19 protein-coding genes and 1 pseudogene are annotated in these 22,822 nt (G+C 71.2%); 15 read left to right on the top strand and 5 right to left on the bottom strand.

The window, feature by feature from the left end:
• Window positions 1-126 precede the first annotated feature (126 nt).
• The 5 genes from ACTWQF_RS00430 to ACTWQF_RS00410 all read left to right on the top strand — a co-directional run bounded on the left by ACTWQF_RS00430 (window position 127) and on the right by ACTWQF_RS00410 (window position 5,326).
• The gene (locus ACTWQF_RS00430; protein WP_443277502.1) at window positions 127-483 is read left to right on the top strand and encodes a YraN family protein; all 357 of its coding nucleotides are present in this window, start codon (window positions 127-129) and stop codon (window positions 481-483) included.
• A complete protein-coding gene (locus ACTWQF_RS00425; RefSeq protein ID WP_443275974.1) occupies window positions 483-2,099 on the top strand; it encodes a YifB family Mg chelatase-like AAA ATPase in 1,617 nt (538 codons plus the stop codon). The genes ACTWQF_RS00430 and ACTWQF_RS00425 overlap by 1 nt, the downstream gene beginning before the upstream one ends.
• Window positions 2,100-2,503: 404 nt before the next feature.
• Window positions 2,504-3,532 (top strand): DNA-processing protein DprA, encoded by a 1,029-nt coding sequence (dprA, locus tag ACTWQF_RS00420; protein WP_443275972.1) that lies wholly within the window; start codon window positions 2,504-2,506, stop codon window positions 3,530-3,532.
• Between the two features lie 299 nt (window positions 3,533-3,831).
• Window positions 3,832-4,686, top strand: coding sequence for an RNA polymerase sigma factor WhiG (gene whiG, locus ACTWQF_RS00415; RefSeq protein ID WP_443275970.1), 855 nt, complete (start codon window positions 3,832-3,834; stop codon window positions 4,684-4,686).
• 100 nt (window positions 4,687-4,786) lie between these two features.
• A complete protein-coding gene (locus tag ACTWQF_RS00410) occupies window positions 4,787-5,326 on the top strand; it encodes a TetR/AcrR family transcriptional regulator (RefSeq protein ID WP_443277501.1) in 540 nt (179 codons plus the stop codon).
• A 295-nt stretch (window positions 5,327-5,621) separates the two neighbouring features.
• Here ACTWQF_RS00410 and ACTWQF_RS00405 read toward each other — a convergent pair.
• Window positions 5,622-6,056, bottom strand: a pseudogene (locus ACTWQF_RS00405) (peptidoglycan DD-metalloendopeptidase family protein); the annotation flags it as partial.
• Window positions 6,057-6,922: 866 nt separating this feature from the next.
• Here ACTWQF_RS00405 and rpsB point away from each other — a divergent pair.
• From rpsB to ACTWQF_RS00360, 9 genes are all read left to right on the top strand, one after another.
• Window positions 6,923-7,843 carry a 30S ribosomal protein S2 gene (gene rpsB, locus ACTWQF_RS00400; RefSeq protein WP_443275969.1) on the top strand — a complete coding sequence of 307 codons (921 nt, stop codon included), beginning with the start codon at window positions 6,923-6,925 and terminating at the stop codon, window positions 7,841-7,843.
• Window positions 7,844-7,990: 147 nt separating this feature from the next.
• Window positions 7,991-8,827, top strand: coding sequence for a translation elongation factor Ts (gene tsf / locus ACTWQF_RS00395; protein ID WP_443275968.1), 837 nt, complete (start codon window positions 7,991-7,993; stop codon window positions 8,825-8,827).
• 197 nt (window positions 8,828-9,024) lie between these two features.
• A complete protein-coding gene (gene pyrH, locus ACTWQF_RS00390; protein WP_443244923.1) occupies window positions 9,025-9,780 on the top strand; it encodes a UMP kinase in 756 nt (251 codons plus the stop codon).
• Between the two features lie 227 nt (window positions 9,781-10,007).
• Window positions 10,008-10,565, top strand: coding sequence for a ribosome recycling factor (gene frr / locus ACTWQF_RS00385; protein WP_443244922.1), 558 nt, complete (start codon window positions 10,008-10,010; stop codon window positions 10,563-10,565).
• Window positions 10,566-10,604: 39 nt separating this feature from the next.
• A complete protein-coding gene (locus ACTWQF_RS00380) occupies window positions 10,605-11,792 on the top strand; it encodes a phosphatidate cytidylyltransferase (protein ID WP_443275966.1) in 1,188 nt (395 codons plus the stop codon).
• A gap of 68 nt (window positions 11,793-11,860) precedes the next feature.
• Window positions 11,861-12,967 (top strand): 23S rRNA (adenine(2503)-C(2))-methyltransferase RlmN, encoded by a 1,107-nt coding sequence (gene rlmN, locus ACTWQF_RS00375; protein ID WP_443275964.1) that lies wholly within the window; start codon window positions 11,861-11,863, stop codon window positions 12,965-12,967.
• Between the two features lie 176 nt (window positions 12,968-13,143).
• Window positions 13,144-14,223 carry a thiamine ABC transporter substrate-binding protein gene (locus ACTWQF_RS00370; RefSeq protein WP_443275962.1) on the top strand — a complete coding sequence of 360 codons (1,080 nt, stop codon included), beginning with the start codon at window positions 13,144-13,146 and terminating at the stop codon, window positions 14,221-14,223.
• Entirely contained in the window at window positions 14,199-15,905 is a 1,707-nt protein-coding gene (locus ACTWQF_RS00365) for an ABC transporter permease (protein WP_443275960.1), read from the top strand. Before ACTWQF_RS00370 ends, ACTWQF_RS00365 begins: the two co-directional genes overlap by 25 nt.
• Complete coding sequence (locus tag ACTWQF_RS00360; RefSeq protein ID WP_443275959.1) at window positions 15,906-17,093, top strand: ABC transporter ATP-binding protein; 1,188 nt, start codon at window positions 15,906-15,908, stop codon at window positions 17,091-17,093.
• Between the two features lie 50 nt (window positions 17,094-17,143).
• Here the strand turns inward: ACTWQF_RS00360 and ACTWQF_RS00355 are convergent, their stop codons facing one another.
• The 4 genes from ACTWQF_RS00355 to ACTWQF_RS00340 all read right to left on the bottom strand — a co-directional run bounded on the left by ACTWQF_RS00355 (window position 17,144) and on the right by ACTWQF_RS00340 (window position 21,215).
• Window positions 17,144-18,424 (bottom strand): hypothetical protein, encoded by a 1,281-nt coding sequence (locus tag ACTWQF_RS00355; RefSeq protein WP_443275957.1) that lies wholly within the window; start codon window positions 18,422-18,424, stop codon window positions 17,144-17,146.
• Window positions 18,406-19,185 carry an ABC transporter ATP-binding protein gene (locus ACTWQF_RS00350; RefSeq protein WP_443275956.1) on the bottom strand — a complete coding sequence of 260 codons (780 nt, stop codon included), beginning with the start codon at window positions 19,183-19,185 and terminating at the stop codon, window positions 18,406-18,408. The genes ACTWQF_RS00355 and ACTWQF_RS00350 overlap by 19 nt, the downstream gene beginning before the upstream one ends.
• A 150-nt stretch (window positions 19,186-19,335) precedes the next feature.
• Window positions 19,336-20,742: an aspartate aminotransferase family protein gene (locus ACTWQF_RS00345; protein ID WP_443275954.1), complete on the bottom strand. Its 1,407-nt coding sequence runs from the start codon at window positions 20,740-20,742 to the stop codon at window positions 19,336-19,338.
• Window positions 20,727-21,215, bottom strand: coding sequence for an Lrp/AsnC family transcriptional regulator (locus ACTWQF_RS00340; RefSeq protein WP_099884642.1), 489 nt, complete (start codon window positions 21,213-21,215; stop codon window positions 20,727-20,729). The genes ACTWQF_RS00345 and ACTWQF_RS00340 overlap by 16 nt, the downstream gene beginning before the upstream one ends.
• Window positions 21,216-21,386: 171 nt before the next feature.
• Here ACTWQF_RS00340 and ACTWQF_RS00335 point away from each other — a divergent pair, with 171 nt between their 5' ends.
• The gene (locus ACTWQF_RS00335) at window positions 21,387-22,820 is read left to right on the top strand and encodes a gamma-aminobutyraldehyde dehydrogenase (RefSeq protein ID WP_443275952.1); all 1,434 of its coding nucleotides are present in this window, start codon (window positions 21,387-21,389) and stop codon (window positions 22,818-22,820) included.
• Window positions 22,821-22,822: the final 2 nt, after the last annotated feature.

Here is a 22,822-nt window from a genome sequence, read left to right as displayed (position 1 = left end):
CGGGGCGGCGGACGTCCCGGCACGGAGCCGCGGAGCAGCGGACACCGGGGCACGGGCCGGCGGGGCGCCCGGAGGAGCGGCGCGGAGCGACGACGGCCGTCGCCCCCTGGCTGCGCGAAGGGCGCCCTGGGGCGGTACGGAGAGGACCTGGCGGCGCGGCGGCTGCGCGAAGCGGGCATGGCGATCCTCGAACGGAACTGGCGCTGTGCCGAGGGCGAGATCGACATCATCGCGCGGGACGCGGACGCTGTCGTGATCTGCGAGGTAAAAGCCCGCAGGGCCGCCCCGTTCCAGCACCCCATGGAGGGCCTGCCGCCCGCGAAGACGGCCAGGTTGCGGCGGCTGGCGGCGCGCTGGCTCAGCGAGTGCTGGGTCGCCCGCTATGGACGTCCGCCGACCGGCGGGGTGCGCATCGATCTCGTCGGCATCGTCCTGCCGGACCGGGGTGCGCCCGCTGTGCAGCACGTACGGGGGGTCGGCTGATGGGGTTCGCCCGCACGTGTGCGGTCGCGCTCGTCGGGGTCGAGGGCGTCCCGGTCGAGGTCCAGGCCGATCTGGAGCCGGGCGTCGCCGCCTTCACCCTCGTCGGGCTGCCCGACAAGAGCCTGACGGAGAGCCGGGACCGGGTGCGGGCCGCGGTGGTGAACTCCGGCGTGCCCTGGCCGCAGAAGAAACTCACCGTCGGCCTCAGTCCCGCCTCGGTGCCCAAGGGCGGCAGCGGGTTCGACATCGCGGTCGCCTGCGCGGTGCTCGCCGCTGCCGAACGCGTCGATCCGCGGGAGATTGCCGGGGTGGTGATGATCGGCGAACTGGGGCTGGACGGCCGGGTGTTGCCGGTGCGCGGTGTCCTCCCGGCCGTCCTGGCGGCTGCTGACGCAGGATACCGGCAGGTGGTCGTCCCGGAGCAGACGGCGGCGGAAGCGGCGCTGGTCCCGGACGTCTCCGTGCTGGGAGTACGCAGCTTGCGCCAGCTCATCGCGGTGCTGACCGACGAGCCGGTGCCCGAGGAGCCCGACCGCAGCGACGAGGGTCTGCCCGGCACCGTCCACGCCGGGCTCGCCGGGCTGCCCGCCGCGGCGCCCGGCCTGACCGGACTGCTGGGTGAGGAACGCCCGGTCGACCTCGCCGATGTGGCCGGACAACACCATGCGCGTCGCGCTCTGGAGATCTCCGCGGCCGGTCGGCACCACATCTATTTCAAGGGGCCGCCCGGGGCGGGAAAGACAATGCTCGCCGAACGACTGCCGGGGCTGTTGCCCCCGCTCAGCAGGAAGGAGTCGCTGGAGGTGACGGCAGTGCACTCGGTCGCGGGCGCGCTGCCTCCGGGCCAGCCGCTCGTCGACCGGCCGCCGTACTGCGCGCCCCACCATTCAGCCACGATGGCGGCGCTCGTCGGTGGCGGCTCCGGTGTGCCCCGCCCCGGTGCCGTCTCCCTCGCTCATAACGGCGTTCTTTTTCTGGACGAAGCCGCGGAGTGTGGCGCCCAGGTCCTGGATGCCATGCGGCAGCCGCTTGAGTCGGGGTACGTCGTCGTGGCGCGGGCCGCGGGGATGATGCGGATGCCCGCTCGGTTCCTCCTCGCGCTGGCCGCGAACCCGTGTCCGTGCGGGCGGCACGGCAGCGACGGAGGCGGGTGCGAGTGCCGACCCGCCTCGGTGCGCCGCTACCGGGCGCGGCTGTCTGGGCCCCTGCTGGACCGCGTCGACCTCCGCGTCAGCGTGGAACCGCTCGCCCGCTCCGAACTGGCAGCCATGGACGGACGGGCGGAGTCCTCCGCCGTGGTGGCTGCCCGGGTGCTGGAGGCCAGGGAGCGCGCCGCGGCGCGGTATGCGGACACACCGTGGAAGACCAACAGCGAGATCCCCGGCCACCAACTGCGCACCCGGCACCCCGCGCTCCCCGGAGCGCTCACCGAGGCCGAGGACGTCCTGGAACGCGGTCTGCTCACCGCACGCGGCCTGGACCGGGTGCTGCGGGTCGCCTGGACGGTCGCCGACCTCGCGGGGCATTCCAGGCCCACGCGCGAGGACGTCAACTTCGCGCTGGGGCTGCGGACCGGCATCTGCCGGGGCGATCTGATGCCGGAGATCCCCGCATGACGGCCGAGCACCTGCGACCGGCTGTCCCGCACCCCGGCCCGGAGGGCGCAAGGACCGCCTCCGGGCGCCGGCGAACGGCCGGGGAACCGCGGAGCCGCGCTGCCGGACGCCCCGAACCTGACGTGCAGCGCCGGGGACGGCCACAGGAGGGGCGCACACGGCGGGCTGTTCCAACTCCCCGGGAGGCCACGGCGCAGGAACCGCCACCGGAGCCGGGGCCGGTCGGGACGGAGCGAAGGCCGGCCTGGGCGGAACCGGAGCCAGTCGGGACGGAGCCGGGCTCGGTCGCGGCTGAGCGGGGACAGGGCGAGCCCGAGCGCCTCGCGCGGGCGGCTCTTACCCGGATCGCCGAGCCGGGCGACGAGCTCGTCGGGCGGTGGATCGCCGCATACGGGGCGTGCGAGGTGGTGGAGGCGGCATGCGGGACCGGACCGCCGCTCACCGGGGCCGGTGAGCGGCGGTGGGCGGGTCTGCGGCTGCGGGCCGCCCACGCACGGCCGCAGGCGGACCTGGACGCGATCGCCGCGAGCGGTGGCCGCTTCGTCTGCCCAGGAGATGCCGAATGGCCGTGCCAGCTCGACGACTTGGGGGATGCCAGACCGTTCGGTCTGTGGGTGCGGGGCACGCCGGTGCTGCGGCTGTGGGCGCTGCGCTCGGTGGCCGTCGTCGGCGCTCGGGCCTGCACCGAATACGGCGCACACTGCGCGACCGTGCTGGGCGCCGAGCTCGCCGAACGGGGCTGGACGGTGGTGTCCGGCGCGGCCTACGGCATCGACGCCGCCGCGCACCGGGGTGCCCTGGCCGCACGGGGCCCCACTGTCGGTGTGCTGGCGTGCGGGGCCGATGTCGCCTACCCGCCGGGCAACCAGCAGCTGATCCGCGTACTGGGTGAGCGTGGGCTGCTGGTCGCCGAGCTGCCGCCCGGGGACCATCCGACCCGCAGCAGGTTTGTGCTGCGCAACCGGGTGATCGCCGCCCTCACCCGGGGAACCGTTGTGGTGGAGGCGGCCCTGCGCAGCGGGGCGCTGGTCACAGCCCGCCGCGCCCTCAGGCTGGGACGGCATCTGATGGGGATGCCAGGCCCGGTCACCTCCGGGCTCTCCCAGGGCGTGCACCAACTCCTGCGCGGCGAGGCCACCGTGGTCACCGACGCCGCCGAAGTGATCGAGCAGGTGGGCATGATGGGCGAACTGGCCCCAGAGCGGCGCGGACCCACGGTGCCGCGCGACGCGTTGAGCCCCGCCGCGGCGCGGGTACTGGATGCGCTGCCCGGCCGCGGGGCGAGCGACCCCGCCCGTATCGCGTGCTCGGCGGGCGTCCCACCGGGCGAAGCCCTCGCCCGCCTTCACGAGCTGCGCGCTCTCGGCTTCGTCGAACGCGACGGCAACCGCTGGCAGTTGACCTCGCGCAGTAAGGGGCACTCCATCGGGTGATGATGCGGTCCTTGACCTGGGGCTATCGGGTGAAAGGCTGAGCTGTGCGCGCTCGCCGGGGCGGCACGGGCCCCGCAGGGCACCGCACCCTGGCCCCGTGCCCGGTCATCCGCGCCGCGTCCGCTTCCGGCCCTGCCGAGCCACCGCGGAAAGGAGCACGCCAGCGCAGAGGAGAAAGCACAATACGTCGCACACTGCGACGTTGCGGTCACGCTACGCTCACTTAATCTCGCAATGAGACGCACGACTCCGCATACCCACAGACCACCACTACCCAGCAGAACGGCTCAAGGCGACGTATGCCTCAGCACACCTCCGGGCCCGACCGCACAGCCGCAGCGGCCACCGCAGCCGCACGCACCGTGGTCGACGACGACACGCCCAGGACTGCGCCCAGCTCGCTGGATGAACTCTGGCGGTCCTACAAGGCCACGGCGGACAGCAGGCTGCGCGAACAGCTCATCCTGCACTACTCGCCGCTGGTCAAGTACGTCGCGGGCAGGGTGAGTGTCGGGCTGCCGTCCAATGTCGAGCAGGCCGACTTCGTCTCCTCCGGAGTCTTCGGACTCATCGACGCCATCGAGAAGTTCGACCCCTCCCGGTCCATCAAGTTCGAGACGTACGCCATCACGCGCATCCGGGGCGCGATGATCGACGAACTGCGGGCCCTGGACTGGATCCCCCGCTCGGTACGGCAGAAGGCCCGCGCTGTGGAGCGCGCCTACGCCACCCTCGAGGCCAGGCTGCGCCGCAGTCCTTCCGAGGCGGAGGTCGCCGAAGAGATGGGCATCGAGACGGAGGAACTGCACGGCGTCTTCAGCCAGTTGTCGCTGGCCAACGTCGTGGCGCTGGAAGAGCTGCTGCACGTCGGCGGCGACGGCGGCGACCGGCTCAGCCTGGTGGACACCCTGGAGGACACCGCGGCCGACAACCCGGTCGAGGTTGCCGAGGACCGCGAACTGCGCCAGCTGCTCGCCCGCGCCATCAACACCCTGCCCGAGCGGGAGAAAACCGTCGTCACGCTCTACTACTACGAAGGTCTCACCCTCGCCGAGATCGGCCAGGTGCTCGGCGTCACCGAGAGCAGGGTCAGCCAGATCCACACCAAATCGGTTCTGCAACTCCGCGCCAAGCTGGCCGACGCGGGCCGCTGACCGAGCCGGTCGCACCGGACGCGTGCAACCCTCGACCTCCCCTCCGTAAGCTAGAGGCGTGCCCAGGATTCGAGCGGCCTCCGTGGCCGAGCACCGGACCATGCAGCGCGCGGCCCTGCTGGACGCCGCCAGGTCGCTGCTGTCCGAGGGCGGTACGGAAGCACTGACCTTCCCCGCTCTCGCCCAGCGCACCGGCCTCGCGCGCTCCTCCGTCTACGAGTACTTCCGCTCCCGTGCCGCAGTCGTCGAAGAGCTGTGCGCTGTCGACTTCCCGGTGTGGGCCGCCGAGGTCGAGTCCGCGATGCGGGCGGCTGCCACGCCGGAGGGCAAGGTCGAGGCGTACGTCCGCAGGCAGCTCGCCCTGGTGGGGGACCGCCGGCACCGTGCTGTCGTCGCGATCTCCGCCGGTGAGCTGGACGCGGGGGCCCGCGAGCGGATCCGCGCCGCACACGGCGGGCTGATCTCCATGGTCGTCGAGGCGCTCGGCGAGCTCGGCCACGCCCAGCCCCGGCTCGCCGCGATGCTGCTCCAGGGCGTCGTGGACGCGGGTGTGCGCCGTATCGAGCTCGGGGCCGCCGAGGATCCGGAGCAGATCGCCGAAGCCGCCGTCTCCATGGCGCTGAACGGCGTCCGGGGCTGACGGCCGCCGAAGCGGGCCGCAGTCGCCGGTGTGCCCAGACCGCACCCAGTGCGAGGGCACCGGCCGGGAGCCACCCCTCCGGTCCGCTGCTGTCTCCCCCGCTCGCGGCGGCGTGCGAGGCCGTCGGCCGCAACTCCACTGCGACTCCCTTGTGCCGGCTGCCCGGCACCGGAACCCCGCGGACCGGGAGCAGCCGGGAGTGGCCGCCCAGGAGCGCGGCGGGCAGGAGCGAGAGCGGGTCGAGATAGCGCTCTCCGCGCAGCAGCCCCCAGTGCAGACAGGTGTGCGGGCAGTGCCGACCGCGCAGGACGGTGCCCACCCGCTCGCCCGCCCGCACCCGGTCTCCCTTATGTACGGAGGGCCGTACCGGCTGATACGTCGTCCGCAGAGGCGGCCGACCCGTGCCCGTGAGCTCGATGGACACCACCGCGTGCCCAGCTACCCGTCCCGCGAACGACACCCGGCCGTCGGCCACAGCGCGCACCGGCCGACCCGGCTGAGCCGCGAGGTCGACCCCGCGATGGCCTGCCGCCCACGGCTCGGGCGGCGGGTCCCAGCCCCTGGACACCCACGGCCGTAGCGCGCCGTCCGCCCCCTCGACCGGCCAGGTCCGTCCGGCCGTGGGGCGCCCGCCGTCGGCGCCCTCGGTCGCGCGGCGCCCCGTCGCGAGGTCGTGGTCGGCTCCCGCACCCGCGGGCGTGAGGAGATCATCGGGTGCGGGAGGTTCCATGGCCCAGGCCGCGCCGAACAGGGCAGTCCCTCCCCTCGGCAGCAATCCGCCCAGCACCGCCAGCAGCGCCGCGACCAGCACCGCCGCGCATCGGGCGGTCCGGCGTACCGCTCCACGCCCCGGGGTCTGACGCACCGCTCCGCGCCCCGGGGTCTGACGCACCGCTCCGCGTCCGGCGGTGCGAGGCACTGCGCCATGCCCGGCGGCTCGACGTACAGCGCCGTATCCAGGAGGCCGGCGCACCACTCCGTGCCCGGCCGCCTGACGTGCCGCCTCGCCTCCCGGGGGCCGTACCGCTCCGTGCCCGGCGGTGCGACACGTCGCTCCGCGTCTGGCGGTCCGACGTACCGCGCCACCTCCCGGGGCCCGGAACATCGATCCACGTCCGGGGGTGGGCCGCAGCGCCTCGTGCCGTTGTGGGGGCTGCCGCCGGGAGGAGCGGGGGCCGAAGGTCGCCCCGGCGTCCGGGGGCCTGTGCTGTTCCATGCGGAGAACGGTGGCGCGGTTTGCCGTCCCGAGGGGATCTTGGCCAGGATCTGTGGGCAACTGCCCAGTTGTGGACAACGCCGTCACCCGCGCGAGGGACCCGGGGCCGTTCGCGGAACCCGGCTCCACGCTCCCGGTTCCCGGCATGCCTCCGGCCCCCGCCGGGCGCGGCGCCCCTCCCCGGTCCCGTACACTGCTGGTGCGGCCCGGGTGACCGGGCTGACTTCGCACGTCCCGCCACCCTCACCCGGTGGCCGCGCATCTCGGTCCCAGGAACAGTCCCCAGCCGGACTTTCCGGGCGGCGCGCCAGGGGCGTCAGGCAAGCGGGGGCCGTCCGGGCCTCCGCTGACGACAACCGAGTAACTCAAGGAGAACGGCCATGGCCGTCGTCACGATGCGGGAGCTGCTGGAGAGCGGCGTCCACTTCGGGCACCAGACCCGCCGCTGGAACCCGAAGATGAAGCGCTTCATCTTCACCGAGCGCAACGGCATTTACATCATCGACCTGCTCCAGTCGCTGTCGTACATCGACCGCGCCTACGAGTTCGTCAAGGAGACCGTCGCGCACGGCGGCTCCATCATGTTCGTCGGCACCAAGAAGCAGGCCCAGGAGGCCATCGCCGAGCAGGCCACCCGCGTGGGCATGCCCTACGTGAACCAGCGCTGGCTCGGCGGCATGCTGACCAACTTCTCGACGGTCTACAAGCGGCTGCAGCGCCTCAAGGAGCTGGAGCAGATCGACTTCGAGGACGTGGCCGCCTCCGGCCTCACCAAGAAGGAACTGCTGGTCCTCTCCCGTGAGAAGGCCAAGCTGGAGAAGACCCTCGGCGGTATCCGCGAGATGCAGAAGGTGCCCAGCGCCGTCTGGATCGTGGACACCAAGAAGGAGCACATCGCCGTCGGCGAGGCGCGCAAGCTCAACATTCCGGTGGTGGCGATCCTCGACACCAACTGCGACCCCGACGAGGTCGACTACAAGATCCCGGGCAACGACGACGCGATCCGCTCCGTCACCCTGCTGACCCGCGTGATCGCCGACGCCGTGGCCGAGGGCCTCATCGCCCGCTCGTCGGGCGGCGCCGGTGAGGGCAAGGGCGAGAAGGCCGCCGGTGAGCCGCTGGCTGAGTGGGAGCGCGACCTCCTGGAGGGCGAGAAGGCCGCCGAGAAGCCGGCTGCCGAGGCCGAGAAGTCCGCCGAGGGCGAGAAGCCCGCCGAGGCCGAGGCCGAGGCTCAGCCCGCCGCTGAGGCCCAGCCGGCCGGCGAGGGCGAGCAGGCGGCGGCCCCCGCCGAGCAGGGCTGACCCACGGGCCACGTGGATCACGTGGGCCCCACAGGTTCACGGTGAGACGGCGGGGGCCGGGTGCCCCCGCCGTCCAGCCGTGAGCTGAGCCGGTCCGCGTGACTCCGATCCAACCTCATCGACTTTCCGAGAAGAGATTCACAGACCATGGCGAACTACACCGCCGCCGACGTCAAGAAGCTCCGGGAGCTGACCGGCGCCGGCATGATGGACTGCAAGAAGGCGCTGGACGAGGCCGAGGGCAACGTCGACAAGGCCGTGGAGATCCTCCGCGTCAAGGGCCAGAAGGGCGTCGCCAAGCGCGAGAGCCGTACGGCCGAGAACGGCGCGGTCATCGCCCGCATCGCCGACGACAGCACCGCCGGTGTGCTGGTCGAGCTGAAGTGCGAGACCGACTTCGTCGCCAAGGGCGAGAAGTTCCTCGCCGTCGCCGAGGCCATCGCCCAGCACGTCGAGGCCACTTCCCCGGCCGACATCGACGCCCTGCTCGCCTCCGAGATCGAGTCCGGCAAGACCGTCCAGGCGTACGTCGACGAGGCCAACGCCAGCCTCGGCGAGAAGATCGTGCTGGACCGCTTCGCGCAGTTCTCCGGCGCGTACGTCGGCTGCTACCTGCACCGCACCAGCCCGGACCTGCCCCCGCAGGTCGGTGTGCTGGTCGAGCTGGACGCGGCGAACGAAGAGGTCGCCAAGGACGTCGCGCAGCACATCGCCGCCTTCGCCCCGGCCTACCTGACCCGCGAGGACATCCCGGAGGAGACGGTCGCCAACGAGCGCCGCATCGCCGAGGAGACCGCCCGCGAGGAGGGCAAGCCGGAGCAGGCCCTGCCCAAGATCATCGAGGGTCGGGTCAACGGTTTCTTCAAGGAGAACACCCTCCTCGACCAGCCCTTCGCCAAGGACAACAAGAAGTCCGTGCAGAAGGTCCTGGAGGAGGCCGGTGTCTCGCTGAAGCGCTTCGCCCGCTTCCGCGTCGGCGCCTGAGGGGCCCGTTCCTGACGCATCCCGCAGGCCGGTTCTGTTCGCTCAGAGGTGGAGCACACCGAGCACCGCGCACAGAACCGGCGCGGGCCCGATAAGGTCGGGCACAGGGCAGTTGTGACGAGGAGGCCATTGCCGCAGAGGGAACCGTGAGGATCCGACGGCAATGGCCTCTTTCGTATGTGCACGAGGAGATCTCCATGACCTGCAATGACACCGGCAAAGACAGTGACGGGCGCCGGCGCTTCCTGCTGAAGCTCTCCGGCGAGGCGTTCGCCGGCGGCGGCGGACTCGGTGTCGATCCCGACGTCGTGCACAAGATGGCCCGGGAGATCGCCTCGGTCGTCCGTGACGGTGCCGAGATGGCCGTCGTCATCGGGGGCGGCAACTTCTTCCGCGGCGCCGAGCTCCAGCAGCGCGGTATGGACCGGGCCCGCTCCGACTACATGGGCATGCTCGGCACCGTGATGAACTGCCTGGCGCTCCAGGACTTCCTGGAGAAGGAGGGCATCGACTCGCGCGTCCAGACCGCCATCACCATGGGCCAGGTCGCCGAGCCGTACATTCCGCTGCGTGCCATCCGGCACCTGGAGAAGGGCCGCGTCGTCATCTTCGGTGCCGGTATGGGTATGCCGTACTTCTCCACCGACACCACCGCGGCCCAGCGTGCCCTGGAGATCAACGCCGAGGTGATGCTGATGGGTAAGAACGGCGTGGACGGGGTCTACGACTCCGACCCGGCCCGCAATCCGGCGGCGGTGAAGTTCGACGCCCTGGAGTACGGCGAGGTCATCACCCGTGACCTCAAGGTCGCCGACATGACCGCGATCACGCTCTGCCGCGACAACAAGCTGCCGATCCTCGTTTTCGAGCTGCTTGCCGAAGGCAATATCGCCCGCGCGGTCAAGGGTGAGAAGATCGGCACCCTGGTGAGCAACCAGGGCACCCGGGTCTGACCGGCCCCGCCGACGGCCTCGCGGGCGCGGCCGGCCTGTGTTCGTGCCGTGCCGTCGGCAACACCGGGGCGCAGGAACGGCACGGTACGGGGATGGACAACAGCCTGTCGGTCGGACACCGTGCAGGAATCAGGGCATCGCGGGGGCCGGGGCGGCCCGCGGCGCGGCCGTCAGCTCACAGCCCCGGATGAAGCAGTCAGGCTCATTCATCGAACCAGGAGCACGTGGTGATCGAAGAGACCCTCCTCGAAGCCGAGGAAAAGATGGAGAAGGCGGTCGTCGTCGCCAAGGAGGACTTCGCCGCTATCCGCACCGGCCGTGCGCACCCGGCGATGTTCAACAAGATCTTGGCGGAGTACTACGGCACGATGACGCCGATCAACCAGCTCGCGTCGTTCTCCGTCCCGGAGCCCCGGATGGCCGTGGTGACTCCGTTCGACAAGAGCTCGCTGCGCAACATCGAACAGGCCATCCGCGACTCGGATCTGGGCGTCAACCCGTCGAACGACGGCCATATCATCCGGGTGACGTTCCCCGAGCTGACCGAGGAGCGCCGTCGGGAGTACATCAAGGTCGCCAAGAACAAGGGCGAGGACGCCAAGATCTCCATTCGCAGCATCCGGCGCAAGGCCAAGGAAACCATCGACAAGGCCATCAAGGACGGCGAGGTCGGTGAGGACGAGGGCCGCAGGGGCGAGAAGGAGCTCGACGACACCACCGCCAAGTACGTCGCGCAGGTGGACGAGCTGCTCAAGCACAAGGAGTCCGAGCTGCTCGAAGTCTGAGCCCACCGTCTCAAGGTCCGAGGTCGAAGGCTGCTATCTGTGAACGACTCATCCTGGGGAGCACCGCAACCGAGTGCGGGATTCTGGGGCCCTCCCGACCAGGGCTCCACCCCTTCGGCGATGCCCCGCCCGGGCGATGGTCAGGTGTCCGCTTACGACGTGAGTGTCCCTGTGCACGGTATGGGCGGCGATGCGTCGCAGACTCGGCCTATGCCCATTGTGTCCGACCCCGGGGGTCCCGGTGACGGAGGAGACGGCCGCGACGGCCGGCACCGTCCTGAAGATCCCGGTTTCACAGACCCCGCCGGTCCTCCCGGCGCAGCGCAGCCGCACGGCCACAACGGGCCGGAGCACACTCCCCGGCAGCCGGCCGCCCCCTCGCCCACCCCCGCACCGTCAGGGAAGGGCAAGAAGCGCGCGGGGCGGGACCTGCGCGCCGCGATAGGTGTCGGGCTCGGGCTCGGCGCGGTCATCCTGGCCGCGCTCTTCTTCTACAAGCCGGTCTTCCTTGGCGTCATCGTGGTGGCGGTCGTGGTCGGGCTGTGGGAGCTGACCTCGCGACTGCGGGAGCGCAAGGACATCCGCGTCCCGCTGGTGCCGCTGGCACTCGGCGGTGCGGCCATGACCATTGCCGGGTACGTGCGGGGCACCGAGGGCGCGTGGGTGGCCATGGCGCTCACGGCCCTCGCTGTCCTGGCGTGGCGGATGACCCAGCCTGCGGCCGACTATCTGCGCGACGTGACAGCGGCCCTTTTCGCCGCCTTCTACGTGCCCTTCCTGGCCACCTTCGTGGCCCTCATGCTGGCCGCGGACGACGGACCGCGGCGGGTGCTGACGTTCCTGATCCTCACCGTGGTCAGCGACACCGGTGCCTACGCGGTGGGCTGGCGCTTCGGACGGCACAAGCTGGCCCCCCGGATCAGCCCCGGCAAGACCCGCGAAGGGCTGATCGGTGCGGTGACCTTCGCCATGGTGGCCGGGGCGCTGTGCACCCAGTTCCTGATCGAGGACGGGAGCTGGTGGCAGGGGCTGCTGCTGGGGCTGGCGGTCTCGGTCAGCGCCACCCTGGGCGACCTGGGCGAGTCGATGATGAAGCGGGACCTGGGCATCAAGGACATGGGCACCCTGCTGCCCGGACACGGCGGCATCATGGACCGCCTCGACTCCCTGCTGCCGACCGCGCCGGTGGTCTGGCTGCTGCTGGTGATCTTCGTCGGCGCGGGCTGAGCACTCCCGGGAGGGGCCCCACCGGCGGGGGCCGGGGGAGTCCGCGCGTCTGCGACACTGGCTGAGTTATGCCTGCACCCGGAGAACTCACGTTCGTCGCCCCGCGCGGCGCGAAGAAGCCGCCCCGTCACCTTGCCGACCTCAGCCCCCAGGAGCGCCGGGAGGCGGTCGCGGAGATCGGGGAGAAGCCCTTCCGCGCCAAGCAGCTCTCGCAGCACTACTTCTCGCGACTGGCGCACGACCCCGAGCAGTGGACCGACATTCCGGCCGCAGCGCGGGAGAAGCTCGCGGCGGGGCTGCTGCCCGACCTGATGAAGGTGGTGCGGCACATCAGCTGTGACGACGACACCACCCGTAAAACGCTGTGGCGGCTGCACGACGGGACGCTGGTGGAGTCCGTGCTGATGCGGTACCCGGACCGGGTCACCATGTGCATCAGCTCGCAGGCGGGCTGCGGGATGAACTGCCCGTTCTGCGCGACCGGCCAGGCCGGGCTGGACCGGAACCTGTCCACCGCGGAGATCGTGCACCAGATCGTGGACGGCATGCGCGCCCTGCGCGACGGCGAGGTGCCCGGGGGACCGGCGCGGCTGTCCAACATCGTCTTCATGGGCATGGGCGAGCCGCTGGCCAACTACAAGCGGGTGGTGGGCGCCATCCGGCGGCTGACCGACCCCGAGCCGGACGGCCTGGGGCTGTCGCAGCGCGGCATCACCGTCTCCACGGTGGGCCTGGTGCCGGCGATGCTGCGCTTCGCCGACGAGGGCTTCAAGTGCCGGCTGGCGCTTTCGCTGCACGCGCCGGACGACGAGCTGCGCGACACCCTCGTCCCCGTGAACACCCGCTGGAAGGTGCGCGAGGTACTGGACGCGGCCTGGGAGTACGCGGCCAAGTCCGGGCGTCGGGTCTCCATCGAGTACGCGCTGATCAAGGACATCAACGATCAGGCATGGCGGGCCGACCTGCTCGGGAGGCTGCTGAAGGGCAAGCGGGTGCATGTCAACCTCATCCCGCTCAACCCGACCCCCGGCTCCAAGTGGACGGCCTCCCGGCCCGAGGACGAGGCGGAGTTCGTACGGACGCTGGAGATGCACGGTGTACCCGTGACCGTACGGGACACCCGGGGCCAGGAGATCGACGGTGCGTGCGGCCAGCTGGCGGCGACCGAACGCTGACGCCTGGCCGAAAATGCCTGACTGATAGTGTTCGAACGGGCCGCCCAGGCGGCCCCGAAAACCGAACAGCCGACAGGGGAGCGCTCACAGCGCTGAGAGTGCGGCCGTACGCCCCGTACGTGCCGCAGACCCTCGAACCTCGCCCGGGTCATGCCGGGTAGGAAGTCGATGCACTGATGAACAAGCACGCGCGGCGCGCTGCCGCCGCAACGACCGCTGTCCTGACCCTCACCCTGCTTGCCACGGCCTGCGGCGGCTCGGGCAGTGACAGCGGGGACTCCAAGACCGTCACGCTCGTCACCCACGACTCGTTCGCCGTCTCCAAGTCCGTCCTCAAGGACTTCGAGAAGAAGAGCGGCTACAAGGTCGACGTGCTGCGCGGCGGTGACGCGGGGGCCGCCGTCAATCAGGCGGTGCTCAACAAGGGCAACCCCCAGGGCGACGTCTTCTTCGGGGTCGACAACACCCTCCTCTCTCGCCCTCTCGACAAGGGCGTCTTCTCCTCCTACAAGGCCAAGGGGCTCGACAAGGTGCCCGAGCGGCTCCAGGCCGACCCGGACAAGCACCGGGTCACCCCGGTCGACACCGGCGACGTGTGCGTCAACTACGACCGCAAATGGTTCGCCGACAAAAAGCTCGACCCGCCGCGCACTCTGCAGGACCTCACGGAGCCCCGTTACAAGAACCTCCTGGTGACCGAGGACGCCGCCAACTCCTCGCCCGGTCTTGCGTTCCTGCTGGCGAGCGTCGCCCAGTCCGGCGAGGACGGCTGGCAGGGCTACTGGAAGAAGCTGCGCGCCAACGGGGTGGAAGTCGCGAACAGCTGGGAGCAGGCGTACTACGACCGCTTCACCGGCTCCCGAGAGGGCAAGGGCAAGGGCGACAAGCCGCTCGTCGTCTCCTACGCATCCAGTCCGCCCGCGGAGGTCATGGGCGTCAAGAACCCGCCCGAGAAGGCGCCGACGGGTGTGGCCGAGGGGACGTGTTTCCAGCAGACGGAGTACGCCGGGCTGCTCAGCGGCGCGAAGAACACCAAGGGCGGCAAGGCGCTGCTGGACTTCCTGCTCAGCAAGCGGTTCCAGGAGGATCTGCCGCTGAAGATGTTCGTCAGCCCGGCCCGCGAGGACGCCCGGCTGCCGGAGCTGTTCACCAAGTACGGCCAGACCGTAGACGACCCCGCCACCGTTGCTCCGAAGAAGATCGCCGAACACCGTGAGCAGTGGATCAAGACGTGGACCTCGCTCACGGTGAAGTAGCCGCTGCCAAGGAGTACGACGCCGCGGCTCCCCGCCGGGGTCGCGGCAGCTGGGTGCGGCTCGGGCTGATGGCCGGGCCGGTGGCCTTCTTCGCGGTCTTCTTCGGCTACCCGGTGGCCGCCATCGTCGGGCGCGGACTGCGCGAGGGCGGACAGTGGCAGCTGGGCCGGATCGGACAGGTGCTGAGCGATCCCGACATCCTCCAGGTGCTCTGGTTCACGCTCTGGCAGGCCGCTGCCTCGACGGCGCTGACGCTCGCGCTGGCGCTGCCCGGCGCCTATGTGTTCGCACGGCTCGACTTCCCGGGGAAGCGGCTGCTGCGCGCTGTGGTGACCGTGCCGTTCGTGCTGCCGACGGTCGTGGTCGGCTCCGCCTTCCTCGCGCTGGCGGGGCGGGGCGGGGCGCTGCACGCGTGGTTCGGGGTGCGGCTGGACACCAGCGTGTGGGCGATCCTGCTGGCGCACGTGTTCTTCAACTACGCGGTCGTCGTGCGAACTGTCGGCGGCCTGTGGTCCCAGCTCGACCCGCGTCAGGAGGAGGCCGCGCGGGTGCTGGGAGCGGGCCGGTTCGCCGCCTGGCGGCGGGTCACCCTGCCTGCGCTGGCGCCGTCCGTGGCAGCTGCCGCGCTGATCGTGTTCCTGTTCACCTTCACCAGCTTCGGCGTCATCCAGGTGCTGGGCGGGCCGCGCTACGCCACGCTGGAGGTCGAGATCTACCGGCAGACCGCCACCCTGCTGGACCTGCCGACGGCGGCCGTGCTGACGCTCACCCAGTTCGCCGCAGTGGCTGCGCTGTTGGCGGTGCACTCCTGGTCACTGCGTAAGCGTGAGGCAGCGCTGAGCCTCGTCCCCGCGGAGCACACTGCGCGGCGCCCGGCAGGTGCCGGTCAGTGGGCGGTGCTGTGTGCTGTGCTGGGCGTCATCGTTCTGCTGACTGTCGTGCCGCTCCTGGTGCTCATCCAGCGGGCTTTCGAGGGGCCGGACGGATATGGGCTCACCTTTTTCCGCGCACTGGGGGCGCAGCAGCCGGACAGTGCGACCTTTGTGGTCGCGCCTGTAGCGGCCATCGGCAACTCACTGGCCTACGCGGCTGTTGCGACAGTCATCGCCCTGGCGGTGGGTGGGTTGGCAGCCGCTGCGCTGACGAGGCGCGCGGGCCGGCTGGTGCGTGGTTTCGACGCGCTGCTGATGCTGCCGCTGGGCACCTCGGCCGTCACCGTCGGTTTCGGTTTCCTCGTCGCACTGGACGAGCCCCCGCTCGATCTGCGGTCCAGTTGGCTCCTGGTGCCGCTCGCGCAGGCACTGGTGGGCGTGCCGTTCGTCATCCGCACCATGCTGCCCGTACTGCGTGCCGTGGACGTACGGCTGCGCGAGGCCGCGGCCGTGCTGGGCGCCTCACCGCTGCGTGCCTGGCGGGAGGTCGACTTTCCGCTGGTGCGGCGGGCGCTGCTGGTGGCCGCCGGGTTCGCCTTCACCGTCTCGCTGGGCGAGTTCGGCGCCACGGTGTTCATCGCCCGCCCCGACACCCCCACCCTGCCGGTCGCGGTAGCACGCATGCTGGGCCGTGCGGGGGAGTCCAACTACGGCCAGGCGATGGCCCTGAGCACCATCCTGATGCTCGTGTGCGCGGGCGTACTGCTCGCGCTGGAGCGTGTCCGAACCGACCGCCAGGGGGAGTTGTAGATGCTGCGGCTGGACGGTGTGACCGTACGGTTCGGCGAGCGGACCGCGCTGGACGCGGTCGACCTGGAGGTGGCCGCACATGAGACGGTGTGCGTGCTCGGGCCCAGCGGAAGCGGGAAATCCACCCTCCTACGGGTCGTCGCCGGGCTGCAACAGGCCGACGCGGGCAGGGTGCTGCTGTCGGGACGGGACCAGACCGGGGTGCCGCCGCACCGTCGGGGCGTCGGCCTGATGTTCCAGGACCATCAGCTCTTCCCCCAGCGCGACGTCGCGGGGAACGTCGCCTTCGGGCCGCGCATGCACGGGACGAGCCGCCCGGAGGCCGAGCGCCGGGTCGCCGAACTGCTGAAGCTGGTGGGGCTGCCGGGTGCCGGTCGGCGTGCCGTCACAACGCTGTCCGGCGGCGAACAGCAGCGGGTCGCCCTGGCCCGCGCACTGGCGCCGGAGCCGAAGCTGCTGATGCTGGACGAACCGCTGGGACAGCTGGACCGCGGACTGCGCGAGCGCCTCGTCGTCGAGCTGCGCGGGCTCTTCCAGCGGCTGGGCACCACAGTGCTCGCCGTCACGCACGACCACGGGGAGGCGTTCGCACTCGCCGACCGGGTGGTGGTCATGGAGGGCGGCCGTATCGCACAGACAGGTACCCCGCTGGAGGTCTGGCAGCGTCCCGCCTCGCCGTTCGTGGCTCGCTTCCTGGGCTTCGACAACATCACCGCAGCCACCGTCCACGGCGACACCGCGGTCACCGGCTGGGGAAAGCTCACCGTTCCGCAGGGCACCCCCCAGGGCAGCATCCTGCTGCTCGTACGCCCAGGTGGCGTGCTGCTGCGCACACCGGACGAGGGGCTGCGCTGCACCGTGGAGGCCCGGACCTTCCGTGGCGGAGACGCCTCCACGGTCACCGTGCTGCTGCGCCCGCACGAGGGACCGCCCCTGGAGGCCGCCTGCACACTGCGGGATGCGCCGGAGGTGGGCGCCGAGGTGGGCGCCGTCTTCGACCCGCGGGAGGTGGTAGCGCTGGACGGCAGGGACAGTGCGCTCGGCCCCGGGGACGACGTTCCCGACGGCACCGACGACGTTCCCGACGGCGCGGAGGACGCACTCGGGGACGTACTGGGCGGCACGGACGGCGAACCGAGCACCAAAAGCGGACCCCGCACCCCCGCACCTCGGCGACCTCCAGGGTGACCTGCGTCCGCCCCGGGGCTCCGACGAGCGAAGCCGGGAGTCGTGGAGGTTCAGTGCGGTGGCAGCGCCGTGAGCAGGCCGGCCGTCATGGCGAGGGCCGTGAACACCACTGACGTGACAGCGGCGCGCAGCAGTGTCACGGCCCGCCCCAGTTTCCGGGGCGCCCCGATCCGGTCCAGCAGCTCCCTCAGCGGGGCGCGGGCGCTCCGGGCCCGGGCGAGCGCTGCCAGTACGGCACCGGCCATACAGCACCCGGTCAGCACGGCCGCCAGCACCAACAGGGGGCCGGGGGCGAGTGGCCCGTCACCGGAGAGCCGCGCACGGGCGAGGGCGACCAGGGCCGCCCCCACCGCGCTCAGCCCGCCCAGTGGCCGTCCCAGAAAGGCCGCGTCGCGCACCAATGAGCGCCCCGCCAGAAGCCGTACCGGACCCGGTCGCACCGAGCCCAGCAGGCGCCCGCTGAGAGCTGTCAGACCGGGACCGGCCAGCAGCAGTCCGAACGCGGCGAGCAGCCACCCGGCGGCAAGCGGTGAGGCCGCGAGGTCCTGTGCGCGTACCGTCCATCCCCTGGAGACCGCGGAGTCACCCACAGCCGCCGAGCGCGCCGCACCGGCGGCCAGCAGCAGGCCCCCGGCCGCCAGTACGGTCCCGCCCAGCAGACCCGCCCGGCCGGGGACGCCGGCCCCGTCCCGCTGCTCGGCGTTCGGCTCGCCGGACGGGGTGCGCGTCCGGGAGCCCCGCAGCAACACCCTCGACGCCGTGGAGGCCCAGGATTCATCCGGGTCTGCCGTCGCTCCCGGAACGGCTGCCCTCGCTCCCCAGGCGGCCGCGAGGGCGGCCAGCAGGGGGACGGTGCTCAGCAGGGTGATGGCGGCGGGCGCGGGCAGCGGCTGTCCGGGCAGCGGGAGCCCGGCGGAGGGGACGGGCAGGGCCAGCACGAGCGCCGAGCCGTTGGCGCCGCCGGCACTACCGATGCCCCGTGCGGTCACGAGCAGCGCCAGCGCGCTGCCCGTCACGCTGGGTGCCGCGGTGGTGCGTGCGGCCAGCAGCGGCAGTCGGGCGGGGCCCAGTCCGGCCGCGTCGAGGCCGGAGCGGGCCTCGGCCCGGGGCTCGGCTTGCCCGAGCGCCGCGGCGAGCTGTGCGGTGACGGCGAGCGGGACCGTGCACCATAGCAGCCGCAGCAGGGCAGTGGCGTGGTCCTCGGGATGGTCCAGGGCGTAGGAGAGCGTGGCGAGCAGCAGCAAGCCGATGCCCGTCGAGGCGCACAGGAGCAGCAGCCGGAGCAGCAGCGCCAGGGGCGGCGCCGCGAGGGTCAGACGGAGAGTGAGCACGCTGTCGTGCCTTCCGGTCCTGCGGGTTGTGCTGCCGGGCCGCCGGGGGTGGGGGTGCGCGCCCGCCGTCCGTCGGTGAGCTCGACGATGCGGTCGGCGAGTGCGGCGCCGGTCGCGTCGGCGGTGCGTGCTGCCTGGTTGAGCGCGAAGTCGTGGGTGGCCAGCAGAACGGTGATGCCGTGCGAGCGGGCGGCCGCGCTGAGCGCCCGCAGCACCTGGGCACGGTCGCTCTGGTGCAGCGGTGCCGTCGGCTCGTCGGCGAAGACCACGTCGGGGGAGTGGACCAGGGCGCGGGCCACGGCGACGCGCTGGCGCTGCGCCTGGTGCAGCGCGGCGGGCCGGTCGGCCGCGCAGCCGCCGACATCCAGCCGCTCCAGCCAGGCGCGTGCTGCGCTGCGGGCCGCGCGGTAGCCGCTGCCGTCCAGCAGGAGGGGGAGCGCGGCGTTCTCCCAGACGGTCAGTTCGGGGACGAGGCGGGGGCTGCTGTCGATCCAGCCGAAGCGGTGCAGCCGCAGCCGCTCGCGCGCTGCCCGGCCGAGGGTGTGCACAGGGGAACTGTTGAACCAGACCTCGCCCTTCTCCGGCAGCAGCTGTCCGGACAGACAGCGCAGCAGTGTGCTCTTTCCGCTGCCCCGGGGCCCTGTGACGGCGACGATCTCGCCCTCTCGGACACCCATTGAGACGCCCTGCAGCGCGGGTGAGCCGTCATAGGCGTAGTGCAGTCCTCGCGCCCAGAGCACGTCGTCCGGCGGGGCGGCCATGGGGCACCTCCACTCAACATCGCGAGCCGTCGTTCCCTCTGGAGGGCGAAACGAGGGGCGGGGTCATCGGTCACTGAACCGATGACCCCGCCCCTCGGGCGGCGGCCGTGTGCGACCGGAGTGGGCCGGTCTGCGGCTGGGCTGTGAGTCCTACAGCTTCGTCCATGCCTCCGTCAGCACCGAGCGCAGGATCTGCTCGGCCTCGTCGAAGACCTTCTGGTCGGAGATCAGCGGCGGGGCGAGCTGGACCACCGGGTCGCCGCGGTCGTCGGCGCGGCAGTACAGACCGTTCTCGTACAGCGCCTTGGACAGGAAGCCGTACAGGACGCGCTCGGACTCCTCGTCCGTGAACGTCTCCTTGGTCGCCTTGTCCTTGACGAGTTCGATGCCGTAGAAGAAGCCGTTGCCGCGTACGTCGCCGACGATCGGCAGGTCGTGCAGCTTCTGAAGGGTGCTGTAGAAGTTGCCCTCGTTGTCGAGCACGTGCTGGTTGAGGCCCTCGCGCTCGAAGATGTCGAGGTTGGCCAGGGCGACGGCGGCCGAGACGGGGTGGCCGCCGAAGGTGTAGCCGTGCAGGAAGGTGTTGTCACCCTTGTAGAACGGCTCGGCGATGCGGTCGGAGATGACCGCGGCGCCGATCGGGGAGTAGCCGGACGTCATGCCCTTGGCGCAGGTGATGATGTCGGGCACGTAGCCGAACTTGTCGCAGGCGAAGATCGTGCCCAGCCGGCCGAAGGCGCAGATGACCTCGTCGGAGACGAGCAGTACGTCGTACTGGTCGCAGATCTCGCGGACCCGCTGGAAATAGCCGGGCGGCGGCGGGAAGCAGCCGCCCGCGTTCTGCACGGGCTCCAGGAAGACTGCGGCGACGGTCTCCGGGCCCTCGAAGAGGATCTGCTGCTCGATCTGGTCGGCGGCCCAGCGGCCGAACGCCTCGGGGTCGTCGCCGTGGATCGGGGCGCGGTAGATGTTGGTGTTGGGCACCTTGTGCGCGCCGGGGACCAGCGGCTCGTAGGGAGCCTTGAGGGCGGGCAGGCCGGTGATGGACAGCGCGCCGTGCGGGGTGCCGTGGTAGGCGACGGCCCGGGAGATGACCTTGTGCTTGAGCGGGTTGCCGGTCAGCTTGTGGTACTGCTTGGCCAGCTTCCACGCCGTCTCGACGGCCTCGCCGCCGCCGGTGGTGAAGAAGACCTTGTTCAGGTCGCCCGGGGCGTGGTGCGCCAGCCGCTCGGCCAGCTCGACGGCCTTGGGGTGCGCGTAGGACCAGATGGGGAAGAAGGCGAGGTCCTGGGCCTGCTTGTTGGCGGCCTCGGCCAGCTCGGCGCGGCCGTGACCCGCCTGGACGACGAACAGGCCCGCCAGGCCGTCGAGGTAGCGCTTGCCGTCGGTGTCGTAGATGTAGACGCCCTCGCCGCGGGCGATGGTCGGAACGGGCGCGTGCTGGTACGACGACATGCGGGTGAAGTGCATCCACAGGTGGTCGTTCGCAGTGCTGGAGAGGTCCTTGCTCCCCTGGCCGGCGTGACTGTCCTTGCTCACTTTTATCGCGTTCCCCATGTGTAGGTCTGCTTGCGCAGCTTGAGGTAGACGAAGCTCTCCGTCGACCGCACGCCCGGCAGGGTCCGGATGCGTTTGTTGATCAGTTCGAGGAGATGGTCGTCGTCGTGGCACACGATCTCGACCAGCAGGTCGAACGAGCCCGCCGCGATCACGACGTAGTCGACCTCGTCGATCTCGGCGAGCGCGTCGGCGACCGGTTCGACATCACCGTCGACCGTGACGCCGAGCATCGCCTGGCGCATGAAGCCGACGGTGAGCGGATCGGTCACGGCGACGATCTGCATGACGCCCTGTTCCTGGAGTTTCTGGACGCGCTGCCGCACGGCCGCCTCCGACAGGCCCACGGCCTTGCCGATGGCGGCGTACGGACGCCGTCCATCCTCCTGGAGCTGTTCGATGATTGCCAGGGACACGGCGTCCAGGGAGGAGGAGCCGGCTGTCTTCTTCGAGTCGCGAGCCACGGGTGCCACTGTGCATGAGACATCCTCCGTTACGCAACCCTTGAGCGATGTAATCCGCAGCCATTCGGCTCGCTTAAAACTGATTCCGTTGTTCGGCGGCGTCAGGCGTATCGAAAACGTTGCTCTGCCGGTTAGGGTGGCAGTCTCACCCAATGGACAACGAAGCAGGAGGGGTGCGAAGTGACCACCGAGCTGCGTCGACTGCGCAACTACATCGACGGGGAGTTCAGGGACGCCGCTGACGGCCGGACCACCAAGGTGGTCAACCCGGCGACGGGTGAGGCGTACGCCACGGCACCGCTGTCCGGCGCCGCCGACGTCGACGCCGCGATGGCTGCGGCCGAGGCCGCCTTCCCCGCCTGGCGGGACGCCACGCCCGGCACCCGGCAGCAGGCCATCCTCAAGATCGCCGATGCCCTGGAGGCACGCGCCGACGAGCTGCTGGCCGCCGAGTGCGAGAACTGCGGCAAGCCGCTGGAGCTGACCCGGCAGGAAGAGCTGCCGATGATGCTCGACCAGATCCGCTTCTTCGCGGGTGCGGCCCGGATGCTGGACGGCAAGTCGGCCGGCGAGTACATGGAGGGCCTGACCTCCTTCGTACGGCGCGAGCCGATCGGGGTGTGCGCCCAGGTCGCGCCATGGAACTACCCGGCCATGATGGCCGTGTGGAAGTTCGCCCCGGCCCTGGCGGCGGGCAACACCGTTGTGCTCAAGCCGTCGGACACCACCCCGGCCTCCACTGTCTTCATGGCCGAGGTGATGGGCGAGATCCTGCCCAAGGGTGTCTTCAACGTGGTGTGCGGCGACCGGGACACCGGCCGGCTGCTCGTCGAGCACAAGACCCCGGCGATGGCCTCGATCACCGGGTCGGTCCGGGCGGGTATGGAGGTCGCGGCCAGCGGCGCCAAGGACCTCAAGCGCGTCCACCTGGAGCTGGGCGGCAAGGCCCCCTGCGTGGTGTTCGACGACGCCGACATCCCGGCAGCCGTCGAGGGCATCAGGGACGGCGGCTTCTTCAACGCCGGGCAGGACTGCACGGCGGCCACCCGGGTGCTCGTCCAGGAGGGCGTCTACGAGGAGTTCGTGCAGGCGCTCGCCAAGGCGGCCGCCGAGGTCAAGACCGGTGACCTGAGCGACGAGGACTGCTTCTACGGCCCGCTGAACAACCCCACCCACCTGGAGAAGGTGGAGGGCTTCATCAACCGCCTCCCGGCACACGCCAAGGTCGAGGCGGGCGGCGAGCGCGTCGGCGACAAGGGCTACTTCTACGCGCCCACCGTCGTCTCCGGGCTCAAGCAGGACGACGAGATCATCCAGAACGAGGTCTTCGGGCCGGTGATCACCGTCCAGAAGTTCACCGACGAGGCGCAGGCGGTCGAGTGGGCCAACGACGTGGAGTACGCGCTGGCGTCGTCGGTGTGGACGACCAACCACGGCACCGCCATGCGGTTGTCCAAGGCGCTGGACTTCGGCTGCGTGTGGATCAACACCCACATCCCGCTCGTCGCCGAGATGCCGCACGGCGGCTTCAAGAAGTCCGGCTACGGCAAGGACCTGTCGACGTACGGCCTGGAGGACTACACGCGCGTCAAGCACGTGATGACGGCGCTGTGAGC

This window comes from Streptomyces sp. 8N114 (genome assembly GCF_052245835.1).
Classification (GTDB): Bacteria; Actinomycetota; Actinomycetes; order Streptomycetales; family Streptomycetaceae; genus Streptomyces.
This window is presented reverse-complemented; position numbering and strand designations above follow the sequence as displayed.